The organism is Halobellus ruber (genome assembly GCF_014212355.1).
Taxonomy (GTDB): domain Archaea; phylum Halobacteriota; class Halobacteria; order Halobacteriales; family Haloferacaceae; genus Haloquadratum; species Haloquadratum rubrum.
Map to the genome: position 1 here is coordinate 102489 of NZ_JACKXD010000004.1, position 24719 is coordinate 127207.

Here is a 24719-nt window from a genome sequence, read left to right on the forward strand (position 1 = left end):
GCATATTCTTTAGGGTCACCTAAAGACGAATAACTCCACCGATTTTAGGGTGTCCTAAAACGGCGGGCGCCCCTGCGTTTTCGGGTCCGAACGGCCGGCTCGTCGTCCACGTCGGGGCCGCAGGGTAAGAGTCTTAATCGGCCGGAACCGTGTTACAGATACCCATGGACATCCGAGTGCGCGGAGCCGTCCCGGCCGACCCGTTTCTCGGCGCGGCGGACCTCTTCGAGACGGAGTACGACTTGGACCTCCCAGTCCACGTCGATGTCCGGGAGGACCCCGACGAGCGGACGTGGGCGGCCCACTACGACGACCGCCACGTCCTGAACATCTCGAAGCAGGCGGCGACGAGTGCGATGGCACGGGAACTGATCGTCCACGAACTCGCGCATATGGCCCGCAACGAGGAGGGCCACGCCTCGCATCACTTCCGAACCGAGGAGGCGCTGTTTCTGGCGCTCTCCGGGGAGTCGGTGGAACGCCGGAAGATCGCCCACTGCTACCAGATCGCGAACCACATGAAGGACATCTACGCCGACGACATCACGCTCTCGGTGACCCCGCCCGAGAAACTGGTGTCGTTCCTCGAATCCGAACTCGCGCGGGCGGTCTCGACCCGGGCGGGCCCCGCGCCGTGGCCCGACTCCCGCCGGGTCACCGCCGGGTCGGACCCCGAGATCACCGCGGTCAACGCGGCGTTCGCGCTGGGGTTAGTCGAGCGCCACGACGTCGTCGACGAGAGCCACCGGCTCTACGACCTGGCGCACGCCGCCGCCGACGACGCGCCGGGGATCGATCTCGGGGCGTTCAAGCGTCGGTTCCGGTCGCTCGGCGAGGACCCCTCCGCGAGCGACTTCCGGAAAACGCTCGTGGACGCCACCCGTGCGTACGTCGTCGACTCAGGCAACGCCGTCGCTGCGGACTGAAAACGGAACGGAAAACCCGCAGCGTCGTCGGCTGCGAACGGCTTACCGTGCGGCCTCGGCGACGCGCTCGGACTCCTCCTTCTGCCCGATCGCGTACGACTGGACGTCGTAGTCGGCGGCACCGACGAGCACGTCGGTGAGCGCCTCGGCGGCGCTTTTGGGGTTCTTGTACGACCCGCGCTGGGTACCGTCGGCGATGAACTTCAGCGCCTGATCGACGCGGCGCTGCGGGGCGACGTCGACCGCCTGCGGGACCGAGATCCCGCCGTACTTCAAGCGGACGGTCTCCTCGCGCGGGGCGGCGTTCTCGACGGCGCGGACCAGCACCTGCACGGGGTTCTCGTCGGTCCGGTCGTGAACCATCTCGAAGGCCTCGCGGACGATCTTCATGGTCTTCTGCTTGTGGCCGGTGTTCTCCTCGGTCTGCATCAGCCGGTTGACCAGCCGCTCGACGATGCTGATCTCGGACTTCTGGAACTGCTTTGAGGCGTGCCGGCCCATCGTGTGGGCGATCGGCGTGACGTTGATGTATCGCTCCGTCGAGGGGTCGGCGTACTCGATCTCGGAGACGTCCCAGGTGCCGAAGAGGAGCGCCTCGTGTTCCATCCCCGCGTCCTCGGATTCGGCCTCGCCGTCGGGAGCTTCGCTTTCCGACATCTCAGCGCACCGGCTTTTCGGCGTTGCCGCGGACCAGTTCGATCATCGAGACGCCGTTTACCTTCTCGACTTTGTAGTTCACGCCCGAAAGGTCGCCCATCGCCCGACCCTTCGCGCCGCCGATCCCGGCGATGGTGACCTCGTCGTGCTCGTCGATAAAGGAGATCGCGCCGTCGCCCGGACAGAAGGCGGTGACCTGCTTGCCGTTCTTGATCAGCTGGACCCGGACGCACTTCCGAATGGCCGAGTTGGGCTGTTTCGCTTCGATCCCCACCTTCTCGAGGACGATCCCGCGTCCCTGCGGGGCCCCCTCGAGGGGATCGGACTTCGCGCCGAGGCCGCGCTCGCGGCGCGCGTACTCGGAGTCGGACCAGCGTCGCTTCTGCCGGTCCTGCTTGAGTTTCCGCGCGGCGTATTTGCCGTTCGCCATAGTGTGAATTTGTTTCCGTCGGAACCACTTAAGCCTCCCTTTTCCGCGACGCCGAAACGGGCGCAGGTCGGAGGAAAGCCCCCTAAAACGGGCTCTGCGCCCGTCGTTTTCTATCACGACGACGCGGGCTCGCGGGCGGAGACGTGCTGAACGGCGTGGAAAGCGAGTCGTTGCCGGCGCGGAGCCGCCGCACCCCCCGTCCGGGCCGAGGCGACGCCGGCGCTACGTCAACTGGATGTCGTCGATGTCGTAATGGCGGCTGGCGAGCGTCCGCGCGACCTCGATGTTCCGGCCGTCGGTCCCGATCGCGACGCCGCGGTCCCCCTCGGGGATCTCGACGTACGCGACCCGGTCGCCGCCCTGTTCGGAGAGCGTCACGTGCCGGACCGCCGCGGGCGCCAGCGCGCTCTCGACGAACGCTGCCGGCGTGTCGGCGTCCTCGACGAGGTCGACGCTGCGACCGACGGCGTCCTCGACCGCCTGGACGTGTGCGCCGCCGGGACCGATGGCGGCGCCCATCTCCCCCGCGGAGACCAGGATGACGACCCGCTCCTCGAACAGGAGGCAGTCCCGCGCGGTCGCGCCGGTCTCCTCCTCGAACCGGGCGATGTGCCGGCGCGCCTCGTCCGACAGCGTGACTCGCATCGCCTCAGTCGTCCGAGAGTTCGGGTTCGGCGCCGCCGTCGGCCTCGATCGACCCCATCCGGAGGTCGACGTCGCCGGTCCCGATGGAAACCGGCTTGCCCACGATGACGTTCTCGATGACGCCGTCCAAGTCGTCCTCCTCGCCGTGGACCGCCCCGTCCAGGAGGTGGTTGACCGTCACCTCGAAGGCGGCCCGCGCGAGCACGGAGTCCTTCGACCCCGAGATGCCGTGGCGGCCGATCGATTCGATCTCGCCGCGGTTCGTCATGATGTCCGCGACGAGCATGAGGTGCCGGATGTTCACGTCGTCGAGGCCCTGCTCCCGCAGCGTCTCCATCGTCTCGTTGATGATGGTCTCGCGGGCGGCCTCGACGCCGAGGTTCCGGTAGACCTCGTGGATGTTGTTGCTCGTGCTTCGGGAGGCGTCGACGCCCTCGATCGTGAGCACGTCGCCGAACGCCGATCCCTCGGTGTAGAGGACGAACTCCTCGCCGTCATCGGTCTCTTCCTTCCGGATGACGACCCGGGAGATGTCCTCTAAGCCCTTGAACACGATCTCCCGAAGCTCCCCGACAAGCTGGAGGAGCCGCCGGTAGCTGGGCTCGTCGGGGCCGAACTCGACGAGCATCCCCTCCCGCCGGGTGTCGACGCCGAGGGCGTCCTCGATCGTCTCGGCGATCTCCTCGGCGACGACGTCGACGTCGTCGACGGTGGGCCACCGCTCGGCCAGCGTCTCGTCGTTGAGGTCGACCTGGACGATCATGTCCGCCACGTTGGTGGAGATGTCGCCCAGCGCGAGGATCTTGGTCGCCTCCATCTGCCAGACGACCTCGTGGGCACGCTCCCGTTTTTCGGCGTACTCGTCCTCGAGATAAACCGTCATCATCGGGGTGTCGGGGGTCTTCCGGGCGTCGACCAGTTCGATCAGCCTCGGCAGCCCCTGGGTGACGTCGATCTCGGCGACGCCGGCGTAGTGGAACGTGTTCATCGTCATCTGCGTTCCGGGCTCGCCGATCGACTGCGCCGAGACGGTCCCCACCGGGTCGTGGGCGTCGACGCGGGAGTCCTCGTAGCGCGAGGAGATCGCCTGGGCGATCTCGTCGGCTTCTTCGAGGGTGACGCCCTCCCGCTCCTCGATCGTCTCGTAGATCCGCCGGCGGAGGCTCTCCGGGAGGTTGTAGTCCCGGACGATCGCCTCGATGTCGTCGTCGACGTGGGCGTAGTCGTCAGTCATCGGACTCCACCTCCAGGCTCTGGGCCTTGTCGAGCCCCGGCCCGGCGTACTCCGAGATGTTTGTCGGCTGCTCCTTCCGCCCCAGGAACTCCCGCTTTTCGGCCTCGGAGTCGAACTCCGCATCGAGGATGCGGTCGGCGACGGTCTCGACGTCGACCGGGTTGTCCTCCGAGGAGGAGACCTTCACCGGCGAGGTGCCGTCCTCGCCGAACTCGAACTGGACGACCGTCCCCGAGGTGTCGCGGACGGTGCCGTCGTACTGCGCCTCCAGTTCGGAGAGCGCGTTGATGAGCCGGCGCTGGAGGTAGCCGGACTTCGAGGTCCGGACCGCCGTGTCCACCAGCCCCTCGCGGCCGCCCATCGCGTGGAAGAAGAACTCCCGCGGGTTCAGTCCGCTGCGGTAGCTGTTCTCCACGAAGCCGTGGGCCTCCGCCGAGAGGTCGTTCCGCTGGTAGTGGCTGAGGGTTCGGTCCTCGTACCCGCGGTTGATCCGTTCTCCCCTCACGGCCTGCTGGCCGACACACCCGGCCATCTGCGTGAGATTCAGCATCGACCCGCGCGCGCCGGAGCGGGCCATCACCACCGCGGGGTTGTCGTCCTGGAAGTGGTCCTCCGCGATCTCCCCGGCGGAGTCCCGGGCCTTTCCGAGTTGCTGCATGATCTTCATCTCGAGGGTCTCGTCGACCGTCCGGCCGGGCAGCGACTCCAACTCGCCGGCCTCGTAGATCTCGATGAGCTCCTCGACGCGGTCGTAGGCGCTGTCGATCGCCTCGTCGACCAAGGCGGTGGCCTCGTCGGGGATCGACTCGTCGTCGATCCCGATCGAGAACCCGAAGTGCATGATCGCCCGCATCGCCAGCGACGCGACCTCGTTGACGAACACGCGGGCCCGCGTCTTCGAGTGGACCTTCGCGAGGGTGTCGACGACTTCGCCGCCGAACGCGCCGACGGCGTCCTCGTCGATGGTGCCGGCGACGAGCTGGCCGTCGACGATCCGCACCTGGTCGCCCGCCGACGACGTGAACTCCAGATTCAGGTCGTCCGGCAGGAGCTCGCTGAACAGCTGGCGGCCGGTCCAGTAGGGGTCGCCCGCCTCGTTCTCGCCGGCGGGCTCCGGCAGCGTGTCGATGCTCGTCGCCCGCAGGAGGTCGAGCGCCTGGGTCTCGGTGAACTCGGGGTTGCCGTTGGTCAGCAGATACGTCCCCGAGACGTGGTCCTGGATGGCGCCGATGATGTTCTCGCCGAACCGCGGTGAGAGCATCTGCTCTTGGACTCTCATCAGGACGCGGGCCTCCGCCCGCGACTCCTCGGTCTGGAGCGCGTGCATGTTCATCTCGTCGCCGTCGAAGTCGGCGTTGTACGGCGGGCAGACGACGGTGTTGAGCCGGAACGTCTTGTACGGCATCACCACCACCTCGTGGGCCATGATCGACATCCGGTGCAGCGACGGCTGGCGGTTGAAGATCACGATGTCGCCGTCGATCAGGTGGCGGTTGACCTCCCACCCGGGGCCGACCTTCCCGGCGAGCTCCTCGCAGTTCTTCTCGGTGACCTTCAGCCGGCGGCCGTCGGGCCGTTTGACGTAGTTGGCGCCGGGGTGGCCCTCGGGGCCGTTCTGGACGTACTGCCGCGCCTGGTCGACGTTCCGCTCGGAGACGTTCATCGTCTGGGTCATCTCCCGGGCGACCCGTTCGGGCACGCCGACCTCGTTGAGCGACAGCGTCGGGTCCGGCGAGATCACGGTCCGGGCGGAGAAGTTCACGCGCTTGCCCGACAGCGACCCGCGGAACCGACCCTCCTTGCCCTTCAGCCGTTGGGAGAGGGTCTTCAGCGGACGGCCCGAGCGGTGCCGCGCCGGCGGCGTCCCGCTGATCTCGTTGTCGACGAACGTGGTGACGTGGTACTGGAGCAGCTCCCAGAGGTCCTCGATGATCAGTTGGGGTGCGCCGGCCTCGCGGTTCTCCATGAACCGCTGGTTGATCCGGATGATGTCCACGAGCTTGTGGGTGAGGTCGTCCTCGGAGCGCTGGCCGTTGTCGAGCGTGATCGACGGCCGCGCGGTGACCGGCGGGACCGGGAGGACGGTCAGAATCATCCACTCGGGACGCGACCGCTCGGGGTCGATTCCGAGCGTCTCGATGTCGTCGTCGGGGATGTCCTCGAACCAGTCGCGGATGTCCGAGGGCATGAGCTTGTTCATATCCTCCTCGGTGAGGTCGAGGTCGAGCGCGGACTCCAGTTTCTTCCGATCCTCGCCGACCGGCCGGAACTCCCCCGAGAGGATGTCGTTGACCCGGCTGACGTCGAGGCCGGACTCCTCGGCGAGCGCCTGCGGGGAGAGCCCGCCCTCGCCGTCGTCGTCGGGCTGCATCGCCGAGGCGATCCGCTCGGAGTAATCGCCCGCCAGCACGTCCTGGACCTCGTAGTACGTGGTCGGCTTCTCGTGTTTGATGTCGTGCTGGGTTGCGCCGCAGTGGGGACACCGGCTGGCCTTCCGGGCCTGCCGGACCGCGGCCTTCAGGACGTCCGTCCAGTCCTCGCCGAGCTCCTCGTTGCGCTGGAGGCCCTCGCGGAACTCCTCGGATTCCTCGGCGGTGAGCGACAGCCGACCGCACTCCCGGCAGGTCGACCGGAGCAGCCGCCGGATGAGCTTCGTGAACCCGACGTGGATCACCGGCGCGGCCAGCTCGATGTGGCCGAAGTGGCCGTTACACGACCCCGAATGGGACCCGCAGGTCCGACACTCGAGCCCCGGGTCGATGACGCCGAGCCGGGGGTCCATCAGTCCCATATCGATGGGGTAGCCGTCGTCGTCGTAGGTGTCCGCCGTGATGATCTTCGTGGCGGACATGTCGCGGTACGTCTCCGGGTCCATCAGCCCGAACTGGATGGATCCGATCTCCTTTGGTGTCTGTGTTGACATTGTTGAATTAGACTGCGTCCTCGAGGTCTAGTCGCGGTCGGATGCCGAGCGCGATCATCTCGTCGAGCAGGAGTTTGAACGCGTAGCTGATCTCGATCTCGTGGATGTCGTCCTCGTCGCCGGTGACGGGGTCGTAGATCCGGCGCTGGCCGCGGTCCTCGACCGCGACCATCCCGGTGTCGGCGGAGACGTAGACGGTCTCCTTGTCCGAGGAGTCGAGCAGGCGCTCCTGGAGCACCATCGCCGCGCCGTGGCCGATCACGGTGTCGCGTTCCATCTCGCCCAAGCGGAGCCCGCCCTCCCGGGCGCGGCCCTCGGTCGGCTGGCGGGTGAGCACCTGCACCGGCCCGCGGGAGCGGGCGTGCAGCTTGTTGCTCACCATGTGGTAGAGCTTGTGATAGAAGATCGTCCCGACGAAGATCTCCGCGTCGATCTTCTCGCCGGTGATGCCGGAGTACATCGTCTCCTTCCCGGAGGAGTTGAAGCCGTGATCCTCCAGGGCCTCCCGGAGTTCCTCCTCGTCTTCGCCCTGGAAGGCGGTGCCGTCGACGCGGCGGCCCTCCAGGGAGCCGACCTTGCCGCCGAGCATCTCCAAGACGTGGCCGACTGTCATCCGCGACGGCAGCGCGTGGGGGTTCAAAACGAGGTCGGGCACGACGCCCTCCTCGGTGAACGGCATGTCCTCCTGGGGTGCGAGGTGGCCGACGACGCCCTTCTGGCCGTGGCGCGACGCGAACTTGTCGCCGAGTTCGGGGACCCGCTGGTCCCGAACCGACACCTTCGCGAGTTTGGAGCCGTCCTCACCCTCCATCAGGGTCACGGTGTCGACGACGCCCGACTCGCCCGAGCGCATCGTGACGGAGGTCTCCCGTCGCTTCTGGGGGGAGAGCCCGCCCATGTCGTCGGGTTCCTCGAGGAACCGCGGCGGGGAGGTCTTCCCGAGCAGGACGGAATTCTCGTCGACCCGGGTCTCGGGGTTGACGAGGCCGTCCTCGTCGAGGTGGGTATAGGCGTCCTCGCCGCGTGCGCCGCGGACGTCCTGACTCGGGATCTCGAAGCGGTCCTCCTGGCCGCCGGGGTACCGGCGCTCCTCGCCCTCGTAGGTCCGGAAGAAATGCGAGCGTGCCATCGCCCGGTCGACCGACCCCTGGTTCATCACCAGCGCGTCCTCGATGTTGAACCCCTCGTAGCTCATCACGGCCACGACGAAGTTCTGTGCGGCCGGCCGCTCGTCGAACCCGATCTGTTCGGTGGTCTGGGTCTTGACCATCGACAGCTGGGGGTAATGCAGGAGGTGCTGCCGCGTGTCCGGCCGGATGCGGTAGTTGGCCGCGGGCAGTCCCAGCGACTGTTTCATCATCCCCGCGCCCATCGTGATCCGCGGGGAGGCGTTGTGCTCGGGGTAGGGGATCATGCCCGCGCCGATCCCGAAGATCAGCTGCGGGTCGATCTCGAGGTGGGTGTGTTCGTCGGTGACCTCCTCCTCGTCGACGGCGACGTAGATGTCCTCCTCCTCTTCGGCGTCGATGAACTCGATGTAGCCGCGGTCGACGAGGTCCTCGAAGTCGACGGCGCCCTCCTCGACGGCCTCGATCTCGTCGTCGCCGAGCAGGGGTTCGCCGTCCTCGACCACGATGAGGGGGCGGCGCGCGCGGCCGGCGTCGGCGTTGACGATGACCTCGCGGGTCCGTTCCTTGACAGAGACGTTCACCATCTCCGAGACGTCGCCGCGGCGGCGCGCCTCCCGGATCTGTTCTGCGAGCTGTTCGGGATCGGGGTGCGTCCCGATCAGACTGCCGTTCACGTAGACTTTCGCCTCTCGTTGTGCCTGAGCCATATTAGTCGTCCGCGGGTGTGTCCGCCGCCGTCCCCTCGATGCCGGGGATGCCTTCGACGCCCATCGACGCCAGTTCGCGCTTGAGCGACTGTTCGTCCTCGACGTTCTGTGAGAGCTCCATCGCCTGCGCGAAGTTCTTCACCAGCCCACAGTTCGGCCCCTCCGGGGTCTCGGAGGGACAGATACGACCCCACTGGGTCGCGTGGAGGTCCCGCGCCTCGAAGTGCGGCTGCGACCGCGACAGCGGGCTGCGGAGTCGGCGCAGGTGGCTGAGCACGCCCATGTAGTCGGTACGGTCGACGAGCTGGGAGACGCCCGACCGGCCGCCGACCCAGTTGCCCGTCGCGATCGGGTGTTCCAGCCGCTCGGTCAGGACGTCCGACCGCACGACCGTGCTGACGGTGAGGTCGCGGTTCCGCATGTTCGCCCGCTCGAGCTGGTACTTCACGTCGCGTGCCAGCTTGTTCAGCGCGGTCCGGAAGAGGTCTCTCATCAGGTCCCCGGAGACCTTCAGCCGCTTGTTGGCGTAGTGGTCCTTGTCGTCGGACTCGCGTCGGTCCAAGGCGAGCTCGAAGCACGCCTCCGCCATCCGGCAGAGGTAGTACGCCTTGTTGATCCGGACGTCCTCGTCGTCGACGCCGTCCTCGTGGAGGTGCGGCAGGAGGTAGCGGTCGATGACGTAGTTGGCGCGCTTCAGCTGGTAGTTCTTGCCTTGGCCGCCCGCGACCCGCTCGCCGAGGGTCTCGATCGCCTCCTGCTCGGTCTGAACCGACGCCTCCTCCAAGTTTTCGAGCATGAACTTCACGATCTCGGGGTCGTCGGAGACGCGGTGGACGATCTCCTCGTCGGATTCGAGTCCGAGCGCCCGCACGAGCGTGACGAACGGCACGGAGCCCGAAACCGACGGGAACGACACTTCGAGCAGCCCCTCGCGGTTGCGTTCACACAGTACCAGCGCGCGGTACCCGCGGCGCTGGGAGAACGTCTTTGCGACCTGGATCTCGTCGCCGTACTTCGAGTCGTACTCCGCGAGGATCTTGTTGGGCGCGAGGTCCTCGCTCGTCATCAGCACCCGCTCGGAGCCGTTGACGATGAAGTAGCCGCCGGGATCGACGGGGTCCTCGCCGATCTCGATGAGTTCCCGGTCGTTCAGCCCCGCGATGTTGCACTTCGAGGAGCCGACCATGATCGGCATCCGGCCGACCTTGGTCTCGGTGGTGTCGACCACCATCTCCTCTTCCTCCTCGCCGCCGCGGACGATGGACATCTCCATGAACACCGGCGCGGCGTAGGTGATGTTCCGAAGGCGGGCCTCCTGGGGGAAGAGCAGTTCCTCCGAGCCGTCGGCCTCCCTGACGCGGGGGGTCTCGACGCGGACGTCGCCGAGTTCGACGAAGACGGGCTCTTCGCCCTCCTTGTCGCCGATGTCGGTCTCGATGCGTTCCTTCTCGGTGACGACGTCCTGCATTCCCCGCTCGAGGAAGTTGTTGAACGACCGGAAGTGGTGTTCTGCGAGCCGTTCCTCCGAGAAGTACTCCCGGGAGACGACGCGTCTGTCCTGTCGGTTCATTCGATCACCAGTCGGTAGGAGACGGCTTTGTCGGTGGTTCGGGAGTCGCGGACGATCCTGACGACGTCGCCGACCTCGGCCTCGTCGGGCAGCGCGGGGTCCTTCCGTTTGATCTTGGGAAGCTCCGCGCGCTTGACGTCGTACTCCGACAACATCGACTCGACCGCCTCCTCGTCGATGAGCGTGTGCTCCGGGACGAGTTCGTGTTGGCTTACGTCTACCATATCTGGGTGGGAGCGGTTGTTGATGGGGAAGAAGTTGTCACGGGATACTACAGCCTCGTTGGGCGAGGAGGCATTTAACCCTTGTCAACTGCGGATCTGAAAAGCACGGCTCACCGTCACGGGTGGTTCCGGCGCCCGTGTTGGCTGTATTCAGGGGCTTTACCAATATAGCTGTTCCGGCGACGACACGACTGCTATGGGATTATGATCGACGCGGCTGTGGGGGCGGAGACACCGGAAGCGCCCGCGACGCCCCGAGCTAGGGATCGATACGGAGGCTCGTCCGCTCCTCGACCGCCTCCGCTTCCTCGAACTCGCCGCCGCCGAGCAGCCCGCGGGCGGCGCGTTTCCCCCACTCGACTGCGGGCTGGGTGAACGTCGACACCCCGGCGAGCTCCCCGTAGAGGACGCAGGCCGCCTCCATCCCGTAGAGGAGTGCGCCGAGGCTCCGCTCGTCTATGCCATCGATCTCCACGCGGATCACCGGCACGCCCGACGCAGCCAGGCTCGCCCCGGTCGCGTCGAACTCCGCGTCGAGCAGGTCCCCGAGGGTCGACCCGCCGAGGTACGACAGGCCCTCCAGGTCGGTTTCGGGGATCGGGCAGGCAGGGCGGTCGGTGGGCCGGAGGAGCGTCACCAGCTTCTCCCGCGGGCCGGCGCGGTACAGCTGGAGCTGGGAGTGCTGGTCGGTCGCGCCGAGCGCCCGCGTGGGGGTCTGTCCGAGCCCGTCCTTCCCCAAGCTCTCGGCCCACAGCTGGGCGAACCACTCCGCGAACGTCTCCAGCCGCTCGGCGTAGGGCATCATCGCGTTCGTGGTGGCGCCGCGGTTTGCGAGCGCATACGCAGCCGCGCCGTAGGCGTACGCGGGCGTCTCGAACAGCGACCCCGACAGGCTGTCGGCCGCCTCGGCGGCGCCGGCGCGGATCGCGTCGAGGTCGTGGCCCTGGATCGCCGCGACCGCCAGCCCGACCGGCGACAGCACCGAAAAGCGCCCCGGGACGCCGTCCGGAACGGGAAGCGACGGCAGGTCGTGGGCGTCGGCGAGCGCCCGGAGGTTCCCCGACTCGCCCGTGGTGACGACCGTGCGCTCGGTCCAGTCGACGCCGGCGTCGGCCATCGCCTCCCGGACCACGAGGAAGTTCGACAGCGTCTCCGCGGTGGTGCCGGACTTCGAGACGACGTTGACCGCGGTCCGCTCTAAGGGGAGTGAATCCAGGAGCCGCGGGACGTGCTCGGGGTCGACGTTGTCGAGGACGTAGACGTCGGGGTCGTCGGGACCGGCGAGCGCGTCCGCGAGCGTCGCCGCGCCGAGGGCGCTCCCGCCGATCCCGACGGTCAGGACCGCCTCGGCGTCGGTGAACGGCGCGACCGCCGACCGGATCGCATCGAGGTCGACCCGGGCGGGCAGGTTCAGCGCGGCGTACCCCCGTTCGTGGTCGTCGCGACCCGCCGCGATCCGCTCGTGGGCGGTCGCCACCTGTTCGTCGAGCCGTTCCAGGGAGTCCCGCGAGACGCCGGGCGTGGCGCCGAGGACCCCGCCGAGGTCGACGTGCATAGGTACGGTACCGGGAGGCCCCCGCAAAAAGCGGTCGGTTGGGTGGCCCGGCGGGCGGTCGGATCCGGCCGCGGCGACGCCGGATCGCGCGATTCAAACGGGCCGGGGCCCAAGTGGCGCCGATGGCATCCGGGTACGACGGCGTCTTCGGCGCGTTCCCCTACGCGTTCCGGGCGAGCGACTCGCGGCTGTTCAAGCTCTACGTCGTCGCGAGCGCCCTCGCGATCGGCCTCGTCGCGTTGTTCGTCGGGGCCGCCCTGGTGGTCCTGATCGCCCAGACCGCGGCGGTCCCGGGCGGGTCGCTCACCCTCTCGCGGTCGTTCTACATCGTGGTCGGGCTGCTCGTCGTCCTGCCCGCGATCGCGCCGACGCTGCTCGTCGCCCGCCGGCACCGACGCGGGACCCGGGGCTCGACGCGCCACGAGGCGGCGCTCGCGGTCGCGGGGTTCGTCTTCCTGCTCTCGATCTACCTCGGCGTCGTGGCGTCGATGCCGGAGACGTTCACGCTGGACGGGGAGACGGTGACCCGGCCGCCGCCGAGCGGCGCGTTCGCGCCGGTCGTCGCCGCGCTCTACGCGATCCCGCCCGTGTTCGCCTGGAGCGTCCCGCTCGCCGGCGCGGCGCTCGTGGGGCTGGCTCACTACGTGTTCGAGTGACTCGATAAACCGACCCGAGCCCGTGACGCCGACGCGGGGACGAAACGGGAAAGTGCGGCGACCGCGTACCGCCGTCAGATGACTGATCCCGACGGCGACGATCCCGACCCCGAGGACGCGGGCGACGACGACCGCACGGAGGGCACCTTCCTCGTCACCGCCGCCGAGGCGTCGTCGGCGGTGCTCAGAAACGTCGAGACCGGCCAGGTCCACACGCTCTCGTCGAACCCGGGCGTCGAGCGCGGCGAGGTCGTCGAGGGCGCGGTCGCGCCCGACCCGCCGCTTGAGGTCTCCTACCAACTCATCGAGACCGAATCGCGGCGGTCGGTGCCGATCGAGCGGAGCCCCGAGCCGCCGACGGCCCACTCGGTCGACCTCGCGGCCGACCAGGCGGTCGGCGACCTCACCCGGGAGCCGCGGGCGGGCACGGGCGAGGTCCACGTGCTGACCGTCCCCGAGGACGGCACCGACGAGGCCGTCGCGGACGTTCTCGACGACGACGAGCAGTTGCGTGCGCGGGCCGCCCGGCTCGGCGTCGACCGGGTCGAGATCCGGTCGGCACCGGGCGTGGTCTCGGTCCGGTATCTGCCGTAGCGGCGGCCGTCGCCCCGCGGCCGGCGGGGCGGTCCGCGAGACGTCATAAGAAGGCTTATTCGGCACGACTCTCCACCGGACGCTATGGTCGAGTTCACCGTACCGGAAGTCGACTACTCCCGGTACACCAACCGCCAGCTTGCGGCGATCCCGCTGGCCGCGCTGGCGGTCGCGATCCTGATCATCGCGGGGTGGTTCGTGATGACCGGCGCTCCAGTGAGCCAGGGGATCGCGTTCACCGGCGGCACGGAGGTCCAGGTCGCGATCGACGGGCCCGAGGCGGCGGCCGAAGAGCAGATCCGGGCGGCCTTCGACGCCGAACCCGAGTCGATCCGGTCTGTCCCCGCCCAGAACGTCTACGTGATCACCTTCCAGTCGGGCAGCGCCGCCGAGTTGGAACGACAGGCCGAGGCCGCGGGGCTCGACATCCGCTCGATCTCCTCGGTGTCGGCGAGCTTCGGCTCCGACACCCAGACGCTGGCGCTCGGCGGGCTCGGGGTGGCGTTTCTCGGGATGAGCCTGCTCGTCTTTGCGATGTTCCGCGTGTTCGTCCCCTCGGTCGCGGTCGTGATCTCGGCGTTCTCCGACATCGTGATCCCGCTGGCGCTGATGAACCTCCTCGGGATCGAACTCTCCCTGGGGACTGTCGCCGCCCTGCTGATGTTGATCGGGTACTCCGTCGACTCCGACATCCTCCTGAACAACCACGTCCTCCGGCGGTCGGGTGACTTCTACGAGTCGACCTACCGGGCGATGCGGACCGGCGTGACGATGACGCTGACCTCGATCGTGGCGATGATCGTGATGACGATCGCCGCGACGCTGTTCGGCATCCAACTGCTGGCCGCCATCGGGACGGTGCTCGTGTTCGGGCTCGTGACCGACCTGATGAACACCTATATGCTGAACCTCAGCCTGCTGCGGTGGTACAAGTACGAGGGGGTCGCCCGCTGATGGTGGCGATCAGGCAAAACTGGCGGGTGATCCTGCTCGTCGTCTTCCTCCTGATCTCGGTGTTCGCGCTGTTCTCCCCGACGCTCGGCCCCGACGACCCCGCCGGCGGCGACGTCGCCGCCCAGAGCAGCGTGACGAACCTCCAGTACGGGCTCGAACTCTCCGGCGGCACCCGCGTGCGGGCGCCGCTGGTCGGTGTCACCGCCGAGGGCGTCGAGTTCGGCGGGGACGACCCGCGGGTGGTCGAACAGGAGGTCGCCGCCGAGATCGACGGCGCCGGCCCCGCCGACGTGATCGCCCGGTTCGGAGCGCAGTCGGCGCAGGGAACCGCCCAGCCCGGAGCGGGACCCGCCAACACCGTCGAGGTGACCGCTGAAGGCGTCACCACCGACGAGTTGGCGGCCGCGCTCGACGCTGCGGGGTACAGCCTCACCGACGACGGCACCGTCCGCGAGGGCGTCACCGAGACGACCCGCCAGGAGGTCGTCCGGATCCTGGAGAACAAGATCAACGAGGCCGGCCTCTCGGGGGGGACCGTCCAGCAGGTAACCACCGCCCAGGGTGACAACTTCATCCTCGTGGAGGCGCCCAACCAGGACGCCTCGTCGGTCCGGGAGCTCGTCAGCGAGCGCGGGACCGTCGTGATCGAGGCGTACTACCCGACGGGCGACGGCAACTACACCCGCGAGACCGTCCTCCAGCAGGAGGACTTCCAGAGCATCGGCACCGCACAGGAGGAGTCCGGCGGGGCGTTCGTCCCCGTGACGGTCTCGGAGTCGGTCGCGCCCGACTTCCAGCAGTCGATGCGGGATTCCGGACTCGCCCAACCGGGCGGGACGCGGTGTACGTACCAGACCACCCCCGACAGCACCGAGCCGTGTCTGTTGCTCGTGGTCAACGGCGAGGTCACGAACGCCTTCGGGATGAGCCCCGGCCTCGCCGACAGCCTGCGGACCGGCGAGTGGGCTCAGAACCCGGTGTTCCAGCTGCAGACCACCAACGTCTCGGAGGCCCAGGAGGTCTCGATCAACCTCCGCGCCGGCGCGCTGCCGGCGCAACTCGACTTCTCCGAGGAGAGCGGCGGGACGACCTCCTTTATTTCCCCGAGCCAGGGGTCGGACTTCCGGACCAACTCCCTGATCACGGGGATCATCGCCGTGCTCGCGGTCAGCGGAACCGTCTTCGCCCGGTACAAGGACCTCAGAATCGCCGCCCCGATGGTCGTGACCGCGCTCTCGGAGGTCGTGATCCTGCTCGGCTTCGCCGCGGGGATCGGCTACCCGCTGGACCTGTCGGTGATCGCGGGGTTCATCGCCGTGATCGGGACCGGGGTCGACGACCTGATCATCATCGCCGACGAGGTGATGGCGGAAGGCGAGATCAACTCCAGGCGGGTGTTCCAATCGCGCTTCCGGAAGGCCTTTTGGGTAATCGGCGCCGCCGCCGCCACCACCGTCCTCGCGATGTCGCCGCTTGCGATCCTGTCGCTGGGCGACCTCCAGGGCTTCGCCATCTTCACCATCCTCGGGGTGCTGATCGGCGTCCTGATCACCCGGCCGGCGTACGGCGACATCCTCCGCTCGCTGACCACGATCGGCCGTTGAGACGGGCCGCTGTCACGGGCTTCGGGGAGTCGTCGAACCGACGGACGGCGACGAGCCGTCGCCCGCCGCCGTCCGGCCGATCCACGGCGCCGGACCGCCCTATCCCGTTAGGCTTCGATTTAAATAGGATGCCGTCACTACGTCGAACTGTACCGAGCGACGACTGCCGCCCCCCGTCGGCCCGACCCGAACGGGGACCCTCCCAGAACGATGGCAACTGACTCACACCGCCACGACGTCACGCGCGTAGGCGCCGTCGACAACTCCGGCCCGGTCCCGGAGTTCGACGTAGCCGAATCGGTCCGGGTCGCCCGGATCGAGCCCTACGAGGACGCCCCCGACGAATGTACGATCTATCCGGCGAACGCGACGGCAGACGCCCTCACGACGACGTGGATCTCCGCCCGCGAGGGATCGTTCGTTCGGCTGGACGCGATGCGGTAGTTCCCCGCCTTTCGACTGATTCCTTCAGAACTCCGACAGCGACGACTGCTCGGCGGCGGCCAACACGTCGTCGGCCGTCGCCCACGACGCCCTCGCGCAGTCGGGGAGTTCCCCGGTGTCGCCGACGTACCGCCGCAGGAACGCCCGCGTCTCCGGGTCGCTGGGGTAGCCGCTGCCGACCGGGGCGTGCTCGGGGTACTCGGAACCGAGGGCCGCGATCCGGGCGTCGCGCTCGACTTTCGCGATCACCGACGCCGCCGCGACCAGCGGGTCGGCGGCGTCGGCGCCGTGTTCGGCGTGGACCGCCACGGACGGTCCCCGCTCGGCGATGCCGTCGCCGACCCGGCGCCCGAACCGCGCGGCGTCCACGTCGCCCGCGTCGGCGACGACCCGGTCGCCCTCGGTTGCGACCGCCGCGACCGCCTCGGCGTGTGCGGCGACGGTGAGCCCGTTCATACCGGTCTCCGGATCGTCGATCCGGTCGGTCGGGACGACGGCGACCCCGACGTCGACGCCCTCGCGCTCCCGGAGCGTCGCCGCGATCGACTCCCGTGTCGCCGGCCGAAGTCGCTTCGAGTCGTCGACGTCCGCGGGGATCGACTCGGAGCGTGCCCGGACGGCGGCGGCCACCATCGGCCCGAGAACCGGCCCCTTTCCGGCCTCGTCGACGCCGACCCGCGGCTCGTCGGTCCCGCCGTTCAGCTCCCCGGCGTCGCCCCCGTCACCGGTCATTCCGCGGATCCGTCGTCGTCTCCCTCGCGCCCGACTGTTCCGGGCCCCCCTCGGGCGGCTCGGGCGCCGCTTCGCGGAAGTACGCGGGGTCCTCGAACGGCTCGGTCTCGCCGTAGACACCGACCACGTCGAGGGCGGTGACTTCGGCGCCGACCCCCAGGGTGTCGGCCAGGTTCGGGTCGGTCCGCCCCTCGTCGCCGGAGACGAGTTCCTTGACGTAGAGCCCGCCGGCGCCGTGGACCTCCACCGTGGCGTGGGTCGGATCGTCGAGTTCGCCGGTCGCCTCGTACACCTCGCGGGTCCGGGTGATGCTCGCGCGCCGGTGGTCGACCCGGTGCGGGGTGTACTGTTCGACCGTCGCGCCGTCGAGCGCGTCGAGCGCGGCCGCGAGGTCCGCCTCGTCGACCGGCTCGTCGAACGTGACTTCGGCGCGGTACCGCTTCGAGGCGTCGAGGCCCTTCACCCGCTCGACGGACTCGTAGGTCGCGAGCCCCAGCCGGTCGACCTCGACGCGACCTTCAGCGAACGCGTTGATGTCGCCCGCCAGGCGGTCGGTGTCGACGTTGCGTCTGCGCGGCTCCAGCACCTCGATCACGAACGGTCGACCGGTGCCGACCATCCGGGCGTCGACGTCCTCCCGACCGGCGCCGTGGAACTTCGCATCGGTGCCGTCCATCACGTCGCGGACGACCGGCGCGGTCAGTTCCTCGACGCTGTGCTCGTAGAGGTAGCCGGTGCCGCCGCAGTTCTCGCAGGGCTGGCTGCCGACGTACCCCGAGCGATCGCAGGCGTTGCACGGCCACTCGGTCTGTGGGATGTCGCGTTCGAGCTTCCGGTACCGGCCGTAGACGAACGCCGAGTGGACGTCGACCTCGACGGTGTCGGCGTCGATATCGAGCGTGAACTGCACGTCCGGCCGGCCGAAGTCGACCGTCGAATCGGTCAACGGTCCGATTCTCTTCCCGACCTCGCGGTTGAACTCGGATTTGAAGGCCTCCCCCACGGATGGGTCGAGCCCCGCGGCCTCCCGAAGTAGGCGCTCGTTCTCCTCGAGCAGCGGCGGGGGTCGGGTTCCGACCTGGTAGGTGTCGAACTCGACGTCCTCGACGGCCGCCGCGCACCGCTCGGCCCACGCGTCGAACTCGGCGCACACCCCCTCACAGACCCAGCACTCGGCGGTGTCGGTCGGCTCGTACGGCTCGTCGTCGTCGATGGCGGCCGCGACCCGGAGGCTCCGCCCCCGTTCGGCGTTGGTCAGCCCGTGGCTTCGGTCGGCGAAGACCCGCCCGAGGCAGGAATCACAGACGGGGCCTTCCGCGTCGAGCTCGCGGGCGGCGGCGAGAACGTTCATACGGATACGAACGGGGGCGGTCGCTTCTACCTTGTCCTTCGTGAGCCGAGACGTTCGCGCACGTTTATAATCGAAGCCGCAGCCACCTGGCGTGTGACGTAGAAGCCACCCCGCGTCGGGCAGCGGTCGTTCGGCACGTCGACGCGGGACGCGGGAGTGCCGACTGTTCGCCAGCCGCTCGCCTCGGTACGTCCCTACACGATCCCGGCGACGCCCAACACCCACCATACCGCGGCGACCCCGGCGAGGCCGACGGCCAGCGCCGCCAGGAAGACCGCCGCCCCCAACGCGGCCACCACCCACCTGTCCCGTCGCCCCCCGGTCGGGTCGGCCAGCCGCGCCTCCAGCAGCCGGACGTTCCGGTCGTTGGCCCGCCAGACGACGTCGAAGGCGTCGCCGAGGAGGGGGATCGACCCGACGACGGCGTCGACGAGGAGGTTCAGACACATCCGGGCGAGCGTCGCCCGCGGAACGCCGAGCGCCGCGGCCTCGGCGACGATGTACGCCGACGCGGCCGTCGGGACGACGTCGCCGACTCCCGGGAGCAGCCCGACGATGGGATCCAGTCCGATCCGGATGTCCGTCCGCGGGACCGTGACCGCGCTGTCCAGCGCGCGGCTCAGCCGGCGGACCCTGGCGAGTCGCCCCCGCGGACCCTCGCCGTCGGCGTCCGGGGCGTCGGGAGCCCCGCTGCTGTCGCCCCGCTCGCCGTCGAACCGGTCAGTCGGCGGCACGACCGAATCTCGTCGCCGGGGGACATCGGCCTTTCCCTCCGGGCGGTCGGCCCTCCCGGGAGTCTTCGACCGCGGTGGTACCTGTTCGCTTTCGGTTTCCCGTCGCCACGCTCCGGCTTCGACGGCCTTAGGTCCGGCCGGACCCATCGTATACCCAATGGATGCTGCCCTCGAGCTTCGCGACCTGCGGAAGTCGTACGGCGACGTACAGGCGCTCGACGGCGTCGACCTGACCGTCCCGAGCGGGTCGTTCTTCGGCCTGCTCGGCCCCAACGGCGCGGGCAAGACCACGCTGATCAAGATCCTGGTCGGCCTCGTGCGCAAGACCGGCGGCGAGGCTCGCGTGTTCGGGCACGATGTCGAGACCGAGTACCGCGCGGCCCGCGACCGGATCGGGCTGGCCCCCCAGGAGTTCAACGTGGATCAGTTCTTCCCGATCCGGGAGGTACTCGAACACAAAGCGGGCTACCACGGGGTCCCGCTGGAGCGCGCCCGCGACCGCGCCGACGAGGTGCTGAAGCGCGTGGGAATCTACGACAAGCGCGACACCCGCTTCGACTGGCTCTCCGGCGGGATGAAACGCCGGTTTGTGCTCGCACGAGCGCTGATCACCGAGCCCGATCTGCTCATCCTCGACGAGCCGACCGCCGGGGTCGACGTCCAGCTCCGCCACGAACTCTGGGAGACCATCGTCGACCTGAACCGTCGCGGGACCACCATCCTGCTCACGACCCACTACATCGAGGAGGCCGAACGGCTCTGCGACGAGGTCGCGATCCTGGATTCGGGGCGCGTGCTCGACGTCGCAAGCCCCGAGGAGCTGATGCGCCGCGGCACCGACGACGTCGTGGTCAAACTCCGGGACGAACCGACCGCAGTCCCGGACTTCGCGGCGCTCGACGACCGCGTTGAGTCCGTCGAGATCGACGGGGTGCGGCTCGTCGTCACCGCGCGGCAGGGCGGACTGGTCGCGCCCGACATCGTCCGGCGCCTCGACGAGGCCGGCCACGAGATCGTCGACTTGGAGATCCAGCGCACGTCGCTCGAGGAAGTGTTTATGGAGATGACCCGGGCCGGCGAGGGCCGCGCCACCCCGGAGGTGGCCTCACAATGAGCTCCGAGACGGCGGACGGAACCGACCGGGGGACCCCCCCGGCGGAGGCGGCCGGCGACACGGCCCCGGGTACGGGCGTGACGGGCTTCTACGCGCTCTTCCGTCGGGAGGTGCTCAGGTTTATCCGTCGCCCCCGGAACACGCTCATCCCACCGTTCATCACGAACGTGTTGTACTTCTCGGTGTTCGGCGTGATCCTCGGCGAGCGGATCAACGAGATTGCAGGCGTCCCGTACATCCTGTTCATCCTTCCCGGGCTGGTCGTGCTGGGTGCCATCTCCAACGCCTTCGAGAACACCTCGTTTACGATCTTCCACGGCCGGTGGAACCGCTACATCGAGGAGGTGCTGACGTCGCCGCTGTCGTACCGGACGATGGTGGGGGCGTACGTCCTCGCCGCCGCGCTCAGAGGCCTCATCGTCGGCGTCCTGATCGCGCTCATCGGGGCCTTTTTCACCTCCGTCGGCGTGATCAGGCCGTTCTATCTCGTCGCCTTCGGGGTCGTCATCACCCTGCTTTTCGCGGCGCTCGGCGTCGCCGGCGGGCTCTGGGCCGACGACTTCGACGATCTCACGATGTTGAACCAGTTCATCCTCCGGCCGCTTGTGTTCTTCGGGGGCGTCTTCTACTCGCTGAACGAACTCCCAGCGACCGTCCAGCAGGTGTCGCTGCTGAACCCGATGATCTATATGGTCAACGGGGTTCGGTTCGGCTTCCTCGGGGTCAGCGAGGTCGACCCCAACGCGTCGCTCGCGGTGCTGGCGGGGCTGACGGTCCTGGTCGTCGCGATCGACGTCGCGCTGTTCCGGCGTGGCTACGGCCTGGCGGAGTGACTCAAATCGATGTTTTCGCCTAAGATATCTCTTTACTAATCCACCGACACCGTCGACGTGCAGTATGAGCAAAGACACATCCGCAGCGTCGGCGAGGACGTTGTTCGTCGTCGCCGTCGTCGCGGCCGTCCTGGTGAGTGCGGTACTCGCCCCCCTTGCCTACGACGCCGCGCAGTCTGCACAGTCGGAGGGGACGGTGTCGGTCGTCACGATATCCGGCACCATCACCACGTCGACTGTTGACGGCGTCTCCGAGGACCTCCGCGAAGCCCGGACGAACGAGTCGATCCGCGCAGTCGTACTGAAAGTAGACAGCGGCGGCGGCCTCGTCGCCCCCAGCGAACGCCTGTATCTCGAAGTGTTGCGGACGGCCGAGCAGATGCCGGTCGTCGCGTCGGTGCAGGGTATCGGCGCCTCGGGCGCCTACTACGGGATGCTCCCGGCCGACGAGATCTACGTGCTCTCCTCCTCCGAGGTCGGCAGCGTCGGCGTGATCGGGCCCGGCGGGACCGTTCCCGTTCCGGATTCGATCATCCGGACCGGTCCCGACAAGGCGCAGCCGACCGCCGAGGACCGCCGGCGAACCATCGAGTCGCTGAAGCGGCAGTTCGTCGGTCGCGTGATGGAACACCGCGGCGAGGAGCTGTCGCTCTCCCGCGAGGAGGTCGCCTACGCGAAGACCTACCTCGGCCCGGAGGCCGCAAGTAACGGCTACGCCGACGGGATCGGGGCCCTCCCGACCGCGATCGACCGCGCGGCCGAGTTGGCCGGAATGGAGAACTACGACGTGGTCCGGAACGAACCGCCGTTCCGCGGCGGGTTCTTCCTCTTTGCGACCGAGGCGAACAACCGGACGACGGTCTACAAGCAGGGGCCGGGGATGGCCGGCCCCGTCCCGGTCACCCAACCGCTGTTCGTCGACGAGATCGCCAACCACGACCCACAACTGGCCAGCTACGATACGGAGGTGCAACACAATGCCAGCGCGTGACCTCGTCGCCCCCGCGGTCGCGTTCGTGGTGCTCGTTGCCGCCATCGTCGGCGGCGCGGCGGCCGTCCCGTTCGTCACGGGCGGCGATTCCACCGACGTGACCAACTTGGCGGACCGACAGACGGACATGGACGCGGCGACCGTCGCCGAGGCCGAGTCCCAAGGCGAGATCACGATGGACAGCGACGCCGAGTCGAAGACGGTACTCGTCGATCGGGCACACGCAAACCGGATCTCCGACGAGAAGCTCTCGACGCTCGTGACCACCCTGGTGGCGAACGGCCACGAGGTCGAGTTCGTCACCCAAGAGCAGGCCCGCGGGACCGCGTGGAACGAGTCGCTCCGCAGTGCCGACGCGCTCGTGATCGCGAACCCCAACCGGCCGTACACGCCCGGCCAACTCGCCGGCGTCCAGGCGTTCGCCGAGGCCGGCGGGCGCGTGGTGATGCTGTCGGACCCGGCGTCGATCCAGCAGTTCGGGATCTTCGGGTTCGGCTTCCAGCGACAGTCGAACGACGCTCCCGCGCTCGCCTCGGAGTTCGGACTCTCGGCACAGTCCGGCTACCTGTTCAATATGCACCAGTACCAACAGACGTTCAAGAGCGTCTACGCCACGCCCGGTACGGGCCCGCTCGCGGCGGGCGTCGACCGGGTCGTCGTGCGTGACGCCGCCGCGGTGTCGGTCGCCGACGGACAGACCGCGCTGCAGGCCGGCGAACGGACCCGGCTGTCGACCACCCGCCGCGCCGACACCTACGGCGTCGCGGTCCGGTCCGGTAGCGTCGCGATGGTCGGCGACACGGACTTCCTGACGCCCGAGAGCGCCTACGTCGCGGACAACGAGGTCTTCATCGGCAACCTCGCTGACTTCCTCGTGAGCGGGGAGAAAACCGAAAACGCCCCCGCTCCGCCGTCCGAGCGCTCGGCCGGAGGCGGAGCGGCACCGCCCCGCCCGCCGGCTGAACGGGCGTAAGCCCCCGGCGGTCCGTCCACGCTTCGAACGGACGATTCTTGCCCGTCGAGCCGGGAGTCGGCGTATGCGACAGTTCCTGGTCGTCGGCCACGACGCCCCGACCACGCCGGAGTTCTCGCTCGACGACATCGCCGGAGGAGCGGGCCGCCTCGACGTCCTCTGTCGGTGCGTCACGAGCGCCGTCTTCCTCTCGCATTCGGTCCGCGAGGCGGTCCGGATCCACCTCGTGCTCGGCGACGAGTTCACCGTCCGCGTCGACGGGGCCACCGTCAAGCGGCTCAACCCCGACGAGCGGAGCACCGCGGCGCTGATCCGGACCGCGCTCGAACACCGCGAGGAGGCGATCGGACGGATGCCCGCCGAGAGCACGCCCGGCGTCACGATCCGGCGGATGGACTTTGCGGCGACGCTCGAAGCCCTCGAAGCCGACGCGACCGTCGTCACGCTCCACGAGGACGGCGACCCCGCCGTCGACGTCGACCCCCCAGCGGACCCGCTGTTCGTGCTCTCGGACCACCGGGAGTTCACCGGCGCCGAGTCGTCGCTGCTGTCGGCGACGGCGGACGAACGCCTCCGGCTCGGCCCCGAGGTCCTGCACGCCGACCACGCGATCACGGTCGCGCACAACTACCTCGACACCGATGGGTACACCACGTACTGACGATGAACGACGATAGCGGCTATGAACGGCGGACGACCCACGCGCCCGCAACCGACGACCGGTTTCCGGTGTCCCTCCGCGGCGTCGCGGTCGGTTCCGAGACCCGCTGTGCCCACTGGAACTCCGAGCTCGACGTCGTGGCCCTCCGGTTCGGCTGCTGTGAAGCGTTCGCCCCGTGTCACGCCTGCCACGCCGAGACCGCCGACCACGACCCCGAGCCGTGGCCGCAGGATCGCTTCGACGACCCCGCGGTGCTGTGCGGCGTCTGCCGGACGACGCTGTCAGCCCGAACGTACCTCGACGGCACCGACGCCTGTCCGAGGTGTGGGGCCGAGTTCAACCCGGGGTGTCGTCGCCACCGGGATCGGTACTTCGAGCCGTGACCGACTGGGGTGCCGACGTCGGGTACCGGCACACGAGCGCGACGCCCGTTCGGAAGCGTTAAAAGAACGAACGGCGACGTTTGGGATGCGGGCCGGTGGGGTAGCTTGGTATCCTTCGGCCTTCGGGTGGCCGTAACCGCAGTTCGAATCTGCGCCGGCCCACTCCTCCCGCATCCACCCTGCCGAGCACCTCGTGTGCGAGCGACGCGTGAAGCCGGTGTGTGATTCGAGCCAGTCAGTCGTGCGCAGCTATGCGAGCACGTCCGACGCGATTCGACATCTGCGCCGGCCCGCTCCTCCCGCATCCATCCCGGCGAGCACCTCGTGTGCGAGCAGCGCGTGAGGCGAGTGCGCCGGGGACGCGTCGCTCGAATCCGTCCCCCCTACGAGGAGGATGTCGACTGCCCGTCCTTGCCGTCGTCTTCGTCGTCCAACGTCCCTTTCGCCTTGTCCACGGTGTCTTTCGTCGTCTATTTGGCCTTTCGCTTCGCTTTCCGTTCCGCCGACCGCTTCTCGCTGCGGAGCGCGCGCTTGATTCCGCTGATAATCGAGTCGATGACCATCGTGATGCCTTGACGTCCGTTTCGGACGCAATTATGCATTATTGATCCTTACATTAATAACGAACGGTCCTGACAGCCAACGAGAACGTGCCGCGAAGCCTCACAGGGGTACAGCGGAAGCCCCACTTTAG

At 68.6% G+C, this 24719-nt stretch carries 24 protein-coding genes and 1 tRNA gene; 13 read left to right on the forward strand and 12 right to left on the reverse strand.

Annotation, left to right across the window (positions count from 1 at the left end):
* Window positions 1-164: 164 nt before the first annotated feature.
* Entirely contained in the window at window positions 165-926 is a 762-nt protein-coding gene (locus H5V44_RS12020) for a DUF5781 family protein (protein WP_185193378.1), read from the forward strand.
* Window positions 927-968: 42 nt separating this feature from the next.
* On the opposite strand, the gene H5V44_RS12025 is transcribed toward H5V44_RS12020, so the two are convergent.
* The 9 genes from H5V44_RS12025 to H5V44_RS12065 all read right to left on the reverse strand — a co-directional run bounded on the left by H5V44_RS12025 (window position 969) and on the right by H5V44_RS12065 (window position 12001).
* The gene (locus tag H5V44_RS12025) at window positions 969-1532 is read right to left on the reverse strand and encodes a 30S ribosomal protein S7 (RefSeq protein ID WP_246403979.1); all 564 of its coding nucleotides are present in this window, start codon (window positions 1530-1532) and stop codon (window positions 969-971) included.
* 52 nt (window positions 1533-1584) lie between these two features.
* Window positions 1585-2013 carry a 30S ribosomal protein S12 gene (locus tag H5V44_RS12030; RefSeq protein WP_089768796.1) on the reverse strand — a complete coding sequence of 143 codons (429 nt, stop codon included), beginning with the start codon at window positions 2011-2013 and terminating at the stop codon, window positions 1585-1587.
* Between the two features lie 222 nt (window positions 2014-2235).
* A complete protein-coding gene (locus H5V44_RS12035; RefSeq protein WP_185193380.1) occupies window positions 2236-2658 on the reverse strand; it encodes a NusA-like transcription termination signal-binding factor in 423 nt (140 codons plus the stop codon).
* Between the two features lie 4 nt (window positions 2659-2662).
* Window positions 2663-3892 carry a DNA-directed RNA polymerase subunit A'' gene (rpoA2, locus tag H5V44_RS12040; RefSeq protein WP_185193381.1) on the reverse strand — a complete coding sequence of 410 codons (1230 nt, stop codon included), beginning with the start codon at window positions 3890-3892 and terminating at the stop codon, window positions 2663-2665.
* Window positions 3885-6815: a DNA-directed RNA polymerase subunit A' gene (locus tag H5V44_RS12045; protein ID WP_185193382.1), complete on the reverse strand. Its 2931-nt coding sequence runs from the start codon at window positions 6813-6815 to the stop codon at window positions 3885-3887. The genes rpoA2 and H5V44_RS12045 overlap by 8 nt, the downstream gene beginning before the upstream one ends.
* A 7-nt stretch (window positions 6816-6822) precedes the next feature.
* Window positions 6823-8652, reverse strand: coding sequence for a DNA-directed RNA polymerase subunit B (gene rpoB / locus H5V44_RS12050; protein WP_185193383.1), 1830 nt, complete (start codon window positions 8650-8652; stop codon window positions 6823-6825).
* A gap of 1 nt (window position 8653) precedes the next feature.
* On the reverse strand, window positions 8654-10222 hold the full coding sequence (locus tag H5V44_RS12055) for a DNA-directed RNA polymerase subunit B'' (protein ID WP_185193384.1): 1569 nt from the start codon (window positions 10220-10222) through the stop codon (window positions 8654-8656).
* Window positions 10219-10446: a DNA-directed RNA polymerase subunit H gene (locus H5V44_RS12060; protein WP_185193385.1), complete on the reverse strand. Its 228-nt coding sequence runs from the start codon at window positions 10444-10446 to the stop codon at window positions 10219-10221. The genes H5V44_RS12055 and H5V44_RS12060 overlap by 4 nt, the downstream gene beginning before the upstream one ends.
* A gap of 259 nt (window positions 10447-10705) precedes the next feature.
* Entirely contained in the window at window positions 10706-12001 is a 1296-nt protein-coding gene (locus H5V44_RS12065) for a glucose-6-phosphate isomerase (RefSeq protein ID WP_185193386.1), read from the reverse strand.
* Window positions 12002-12123: 122 nt separating this feature from the next.
* Between H5V44_RS12065 and H5V44_RS12070 the strand changes: the two genes are divergently transcribed.
* The 5 genes from H5V44_RS12070 (at window position 12124) to H5V44_RS12090 (ending at window position 16253) form a co-directional block, all read left to right on the forward strand.
* Entirely contained in the window at window positions 12124-12657 is a 534-nt protein-coding gene (locus H5V44_RS12070; protein WP_185193387.1) for a hypothetical protein, read from the forward strand.
* 78 nt (window positions 12658-12735) lie between these two features.
* Window positions 12736-13251, forward strand: a complete 516-nt coding sequence (locus tag H5V44_RS12075) for a DUF5812 family protein (protein ID WP_185193388.1) — start codon at window positions 12736-12738, stop codon at window positions 13249-13251.
* An 84-nt stretch (window positions 13252-13335) separates the two neighbouring features.
* Window positions 13336-14205 carry a protein translocase subunit SecF gene (gene secF / locus H5V44_RS12080; protein ID WP_185193389.1) on the forward strand — a complete coding sequence of 290 codons (870 nt, stop codon included), beginning with the start codon at window positions 13336-13338 and terminating at the stop codon, window positions 14203-14205.
* Window positions 14205-15809, forward strand: a complete 1605-nt coding sequence (locus H5V44_RS12085) for a preprotein translocase subunit SecD (RefSeq protein WP_185193390.1) — start codon at window positions 14205-14207, stop codon at window positions 15807-15809. The genes secF and H5V44_RS12085 overlap by 1 nt, the downstream gene beginning before the upstream one ends.
* 210 nt (window positions 15810-16019) lie before the next feature.
* Complete coding sequence (locus tag H5V44_RS12090; RefSeq protein WP_185193391.1) at window positions 16020-16253, forward strand: DUF7511 domain-containing protein; 234 nt, start codon at window positions 16020-16022, stop codon at window positions 16251-16253.
* Between the two features lie 24 nt (window positions 16254-16277).
* Here H5V44_RS12090 and rnhB read toward each other — a convergent pair whose 3' ends face one another.
* The 3 genes from rnhB to H5V44_RS12105 all read right to left on the reverse strand — a co-directional run bounded on the left by rnhB (window position 16278) and on the right by H5V44_RS12105 (window position 19070).
* On the reverse strand, window positions 16278-16985 hold the full coding sequence (rnhB, locus tag H5V44_RS12095; protein ID WP_185193392.1) for a ribonuclease HII: 708 nt from the start codon (window positions 16983-16985) through the stop codon (window positions 16278-16280).
* Window positions 16975-18336 carry a tRNA pseudouridine(54/55) synthase Pus10 gene (locus H5V44_RS12100; protein ID WP_185193393.1) on the reverse strand — a complete coding sequence of 454 codons (1362 nt, stop codon included), beginning with the start codon at window positions 18334-18336 and terminating at the stop codon, window positions 16975-16977. Before H5V44_RS12100 ends, rnhB begins: the two co-directional genes overlap by 11 nt.
* 194 nt (window positions 18337-18530) lie before the next feature.
* A complete protein-coding gene (locus H5V44_RS12105) occupies window positions 18531-19070 on the reverse strand; it encodes a DUF4112 domain-containing protein (protein ID WP_343067738.1) in 540 nt (179 codons plus the stop codon).
* Between the two features lie 157 nt (window positions 19071-19227).
* On the opposite strand from H5V44_RS12105, the gene H5V44_RS12110 reads away from it, so the two are divergent.
* From H5V44_RS12110 to H5V44_RS12140, 7 genes are all read left to right on the forward strand, one after another.
* The gene (locus H5V44_RS12110) at window positions 19228-20184 is read left to right on the forward strand and encodes an ABC transporter ATP-binding protein (protein WP_185193395.1); all 957 of its coding nucleotides are present in this window, start codon (window positions 19228-19230) and stop codon (window positions 20182-20184) included.
* Window positions 20181-21017 carry an ABC transporter permease gene (locus H5V44_RS12115; protein ID WP_185193396.1) on the forward strand — a complete coding sequence of 279 codons (837 nt, stop codon included), beginning with the start codon at window positions 20181-20183 and terminating at the stop codon, window positions 21015-21017. Before H5V44_RS12110 ends, H5V44_RS12115 begins: the two co-directional genes overlap by 4 nt.
* A 64-nt stretch (window positions 21018-21081) precedes the next feature.
* Window positions 21082-22008, forward strand: coding sequence for a S49 family peptidase (locus tag H5V44_RS12120; protein ID WP_185193397.1), 927 nt, complete (start codon window positions 21082-21084; stop codon window positions 22006-22008).
* Window positions 21995-22981 carry a Gldg family protein gene (locus H5V44_RS12125; protein WP_185193398.1) on the forward strand — a complete coding sequence of 329 codons (987 nt, stop codon included), beginning with the start codon at window positions 21995-21997 and terminating at the stop codon, window positions 22979-22981. The genes H5V44_RS12120 and H5V44_RS12125 overlap by 14 nt, the downstream gene beginning before the upstream one ends.
* A 64-nt stretch (window positions 22982-23045) precedes the next feature.
* Entirely contained in the window at window positions 23046-23642 is a 597-nt protein-coding gene (trmY, locus tag H5V44_RS12130; protein WP_185193399.1) for a tRNA (pseudouridine(54)-N(1))-methyltransferase TrmY, read from the forward strand.
* 2 nt (window positions 23643-23644) lie between these two features.
* On the forward strand, window positions 23645-24025 hold the full coding sequence (locus H5V44_RS12135) for a CHY zinc finger protein (protein WP_185193400.1): 381 nt from the start codon (window positions 23645-23647) through the stop codon (window positions 24023-24025).
* Between the two features lie 89 nt (window positions 24026-24114).
* Window positions 24115-24187 (forward strand) — tRNA-Pro (locus tag H5V44_RS12140).
* Window positions 24188-24719: the final 532 nt, after the last annotated feature.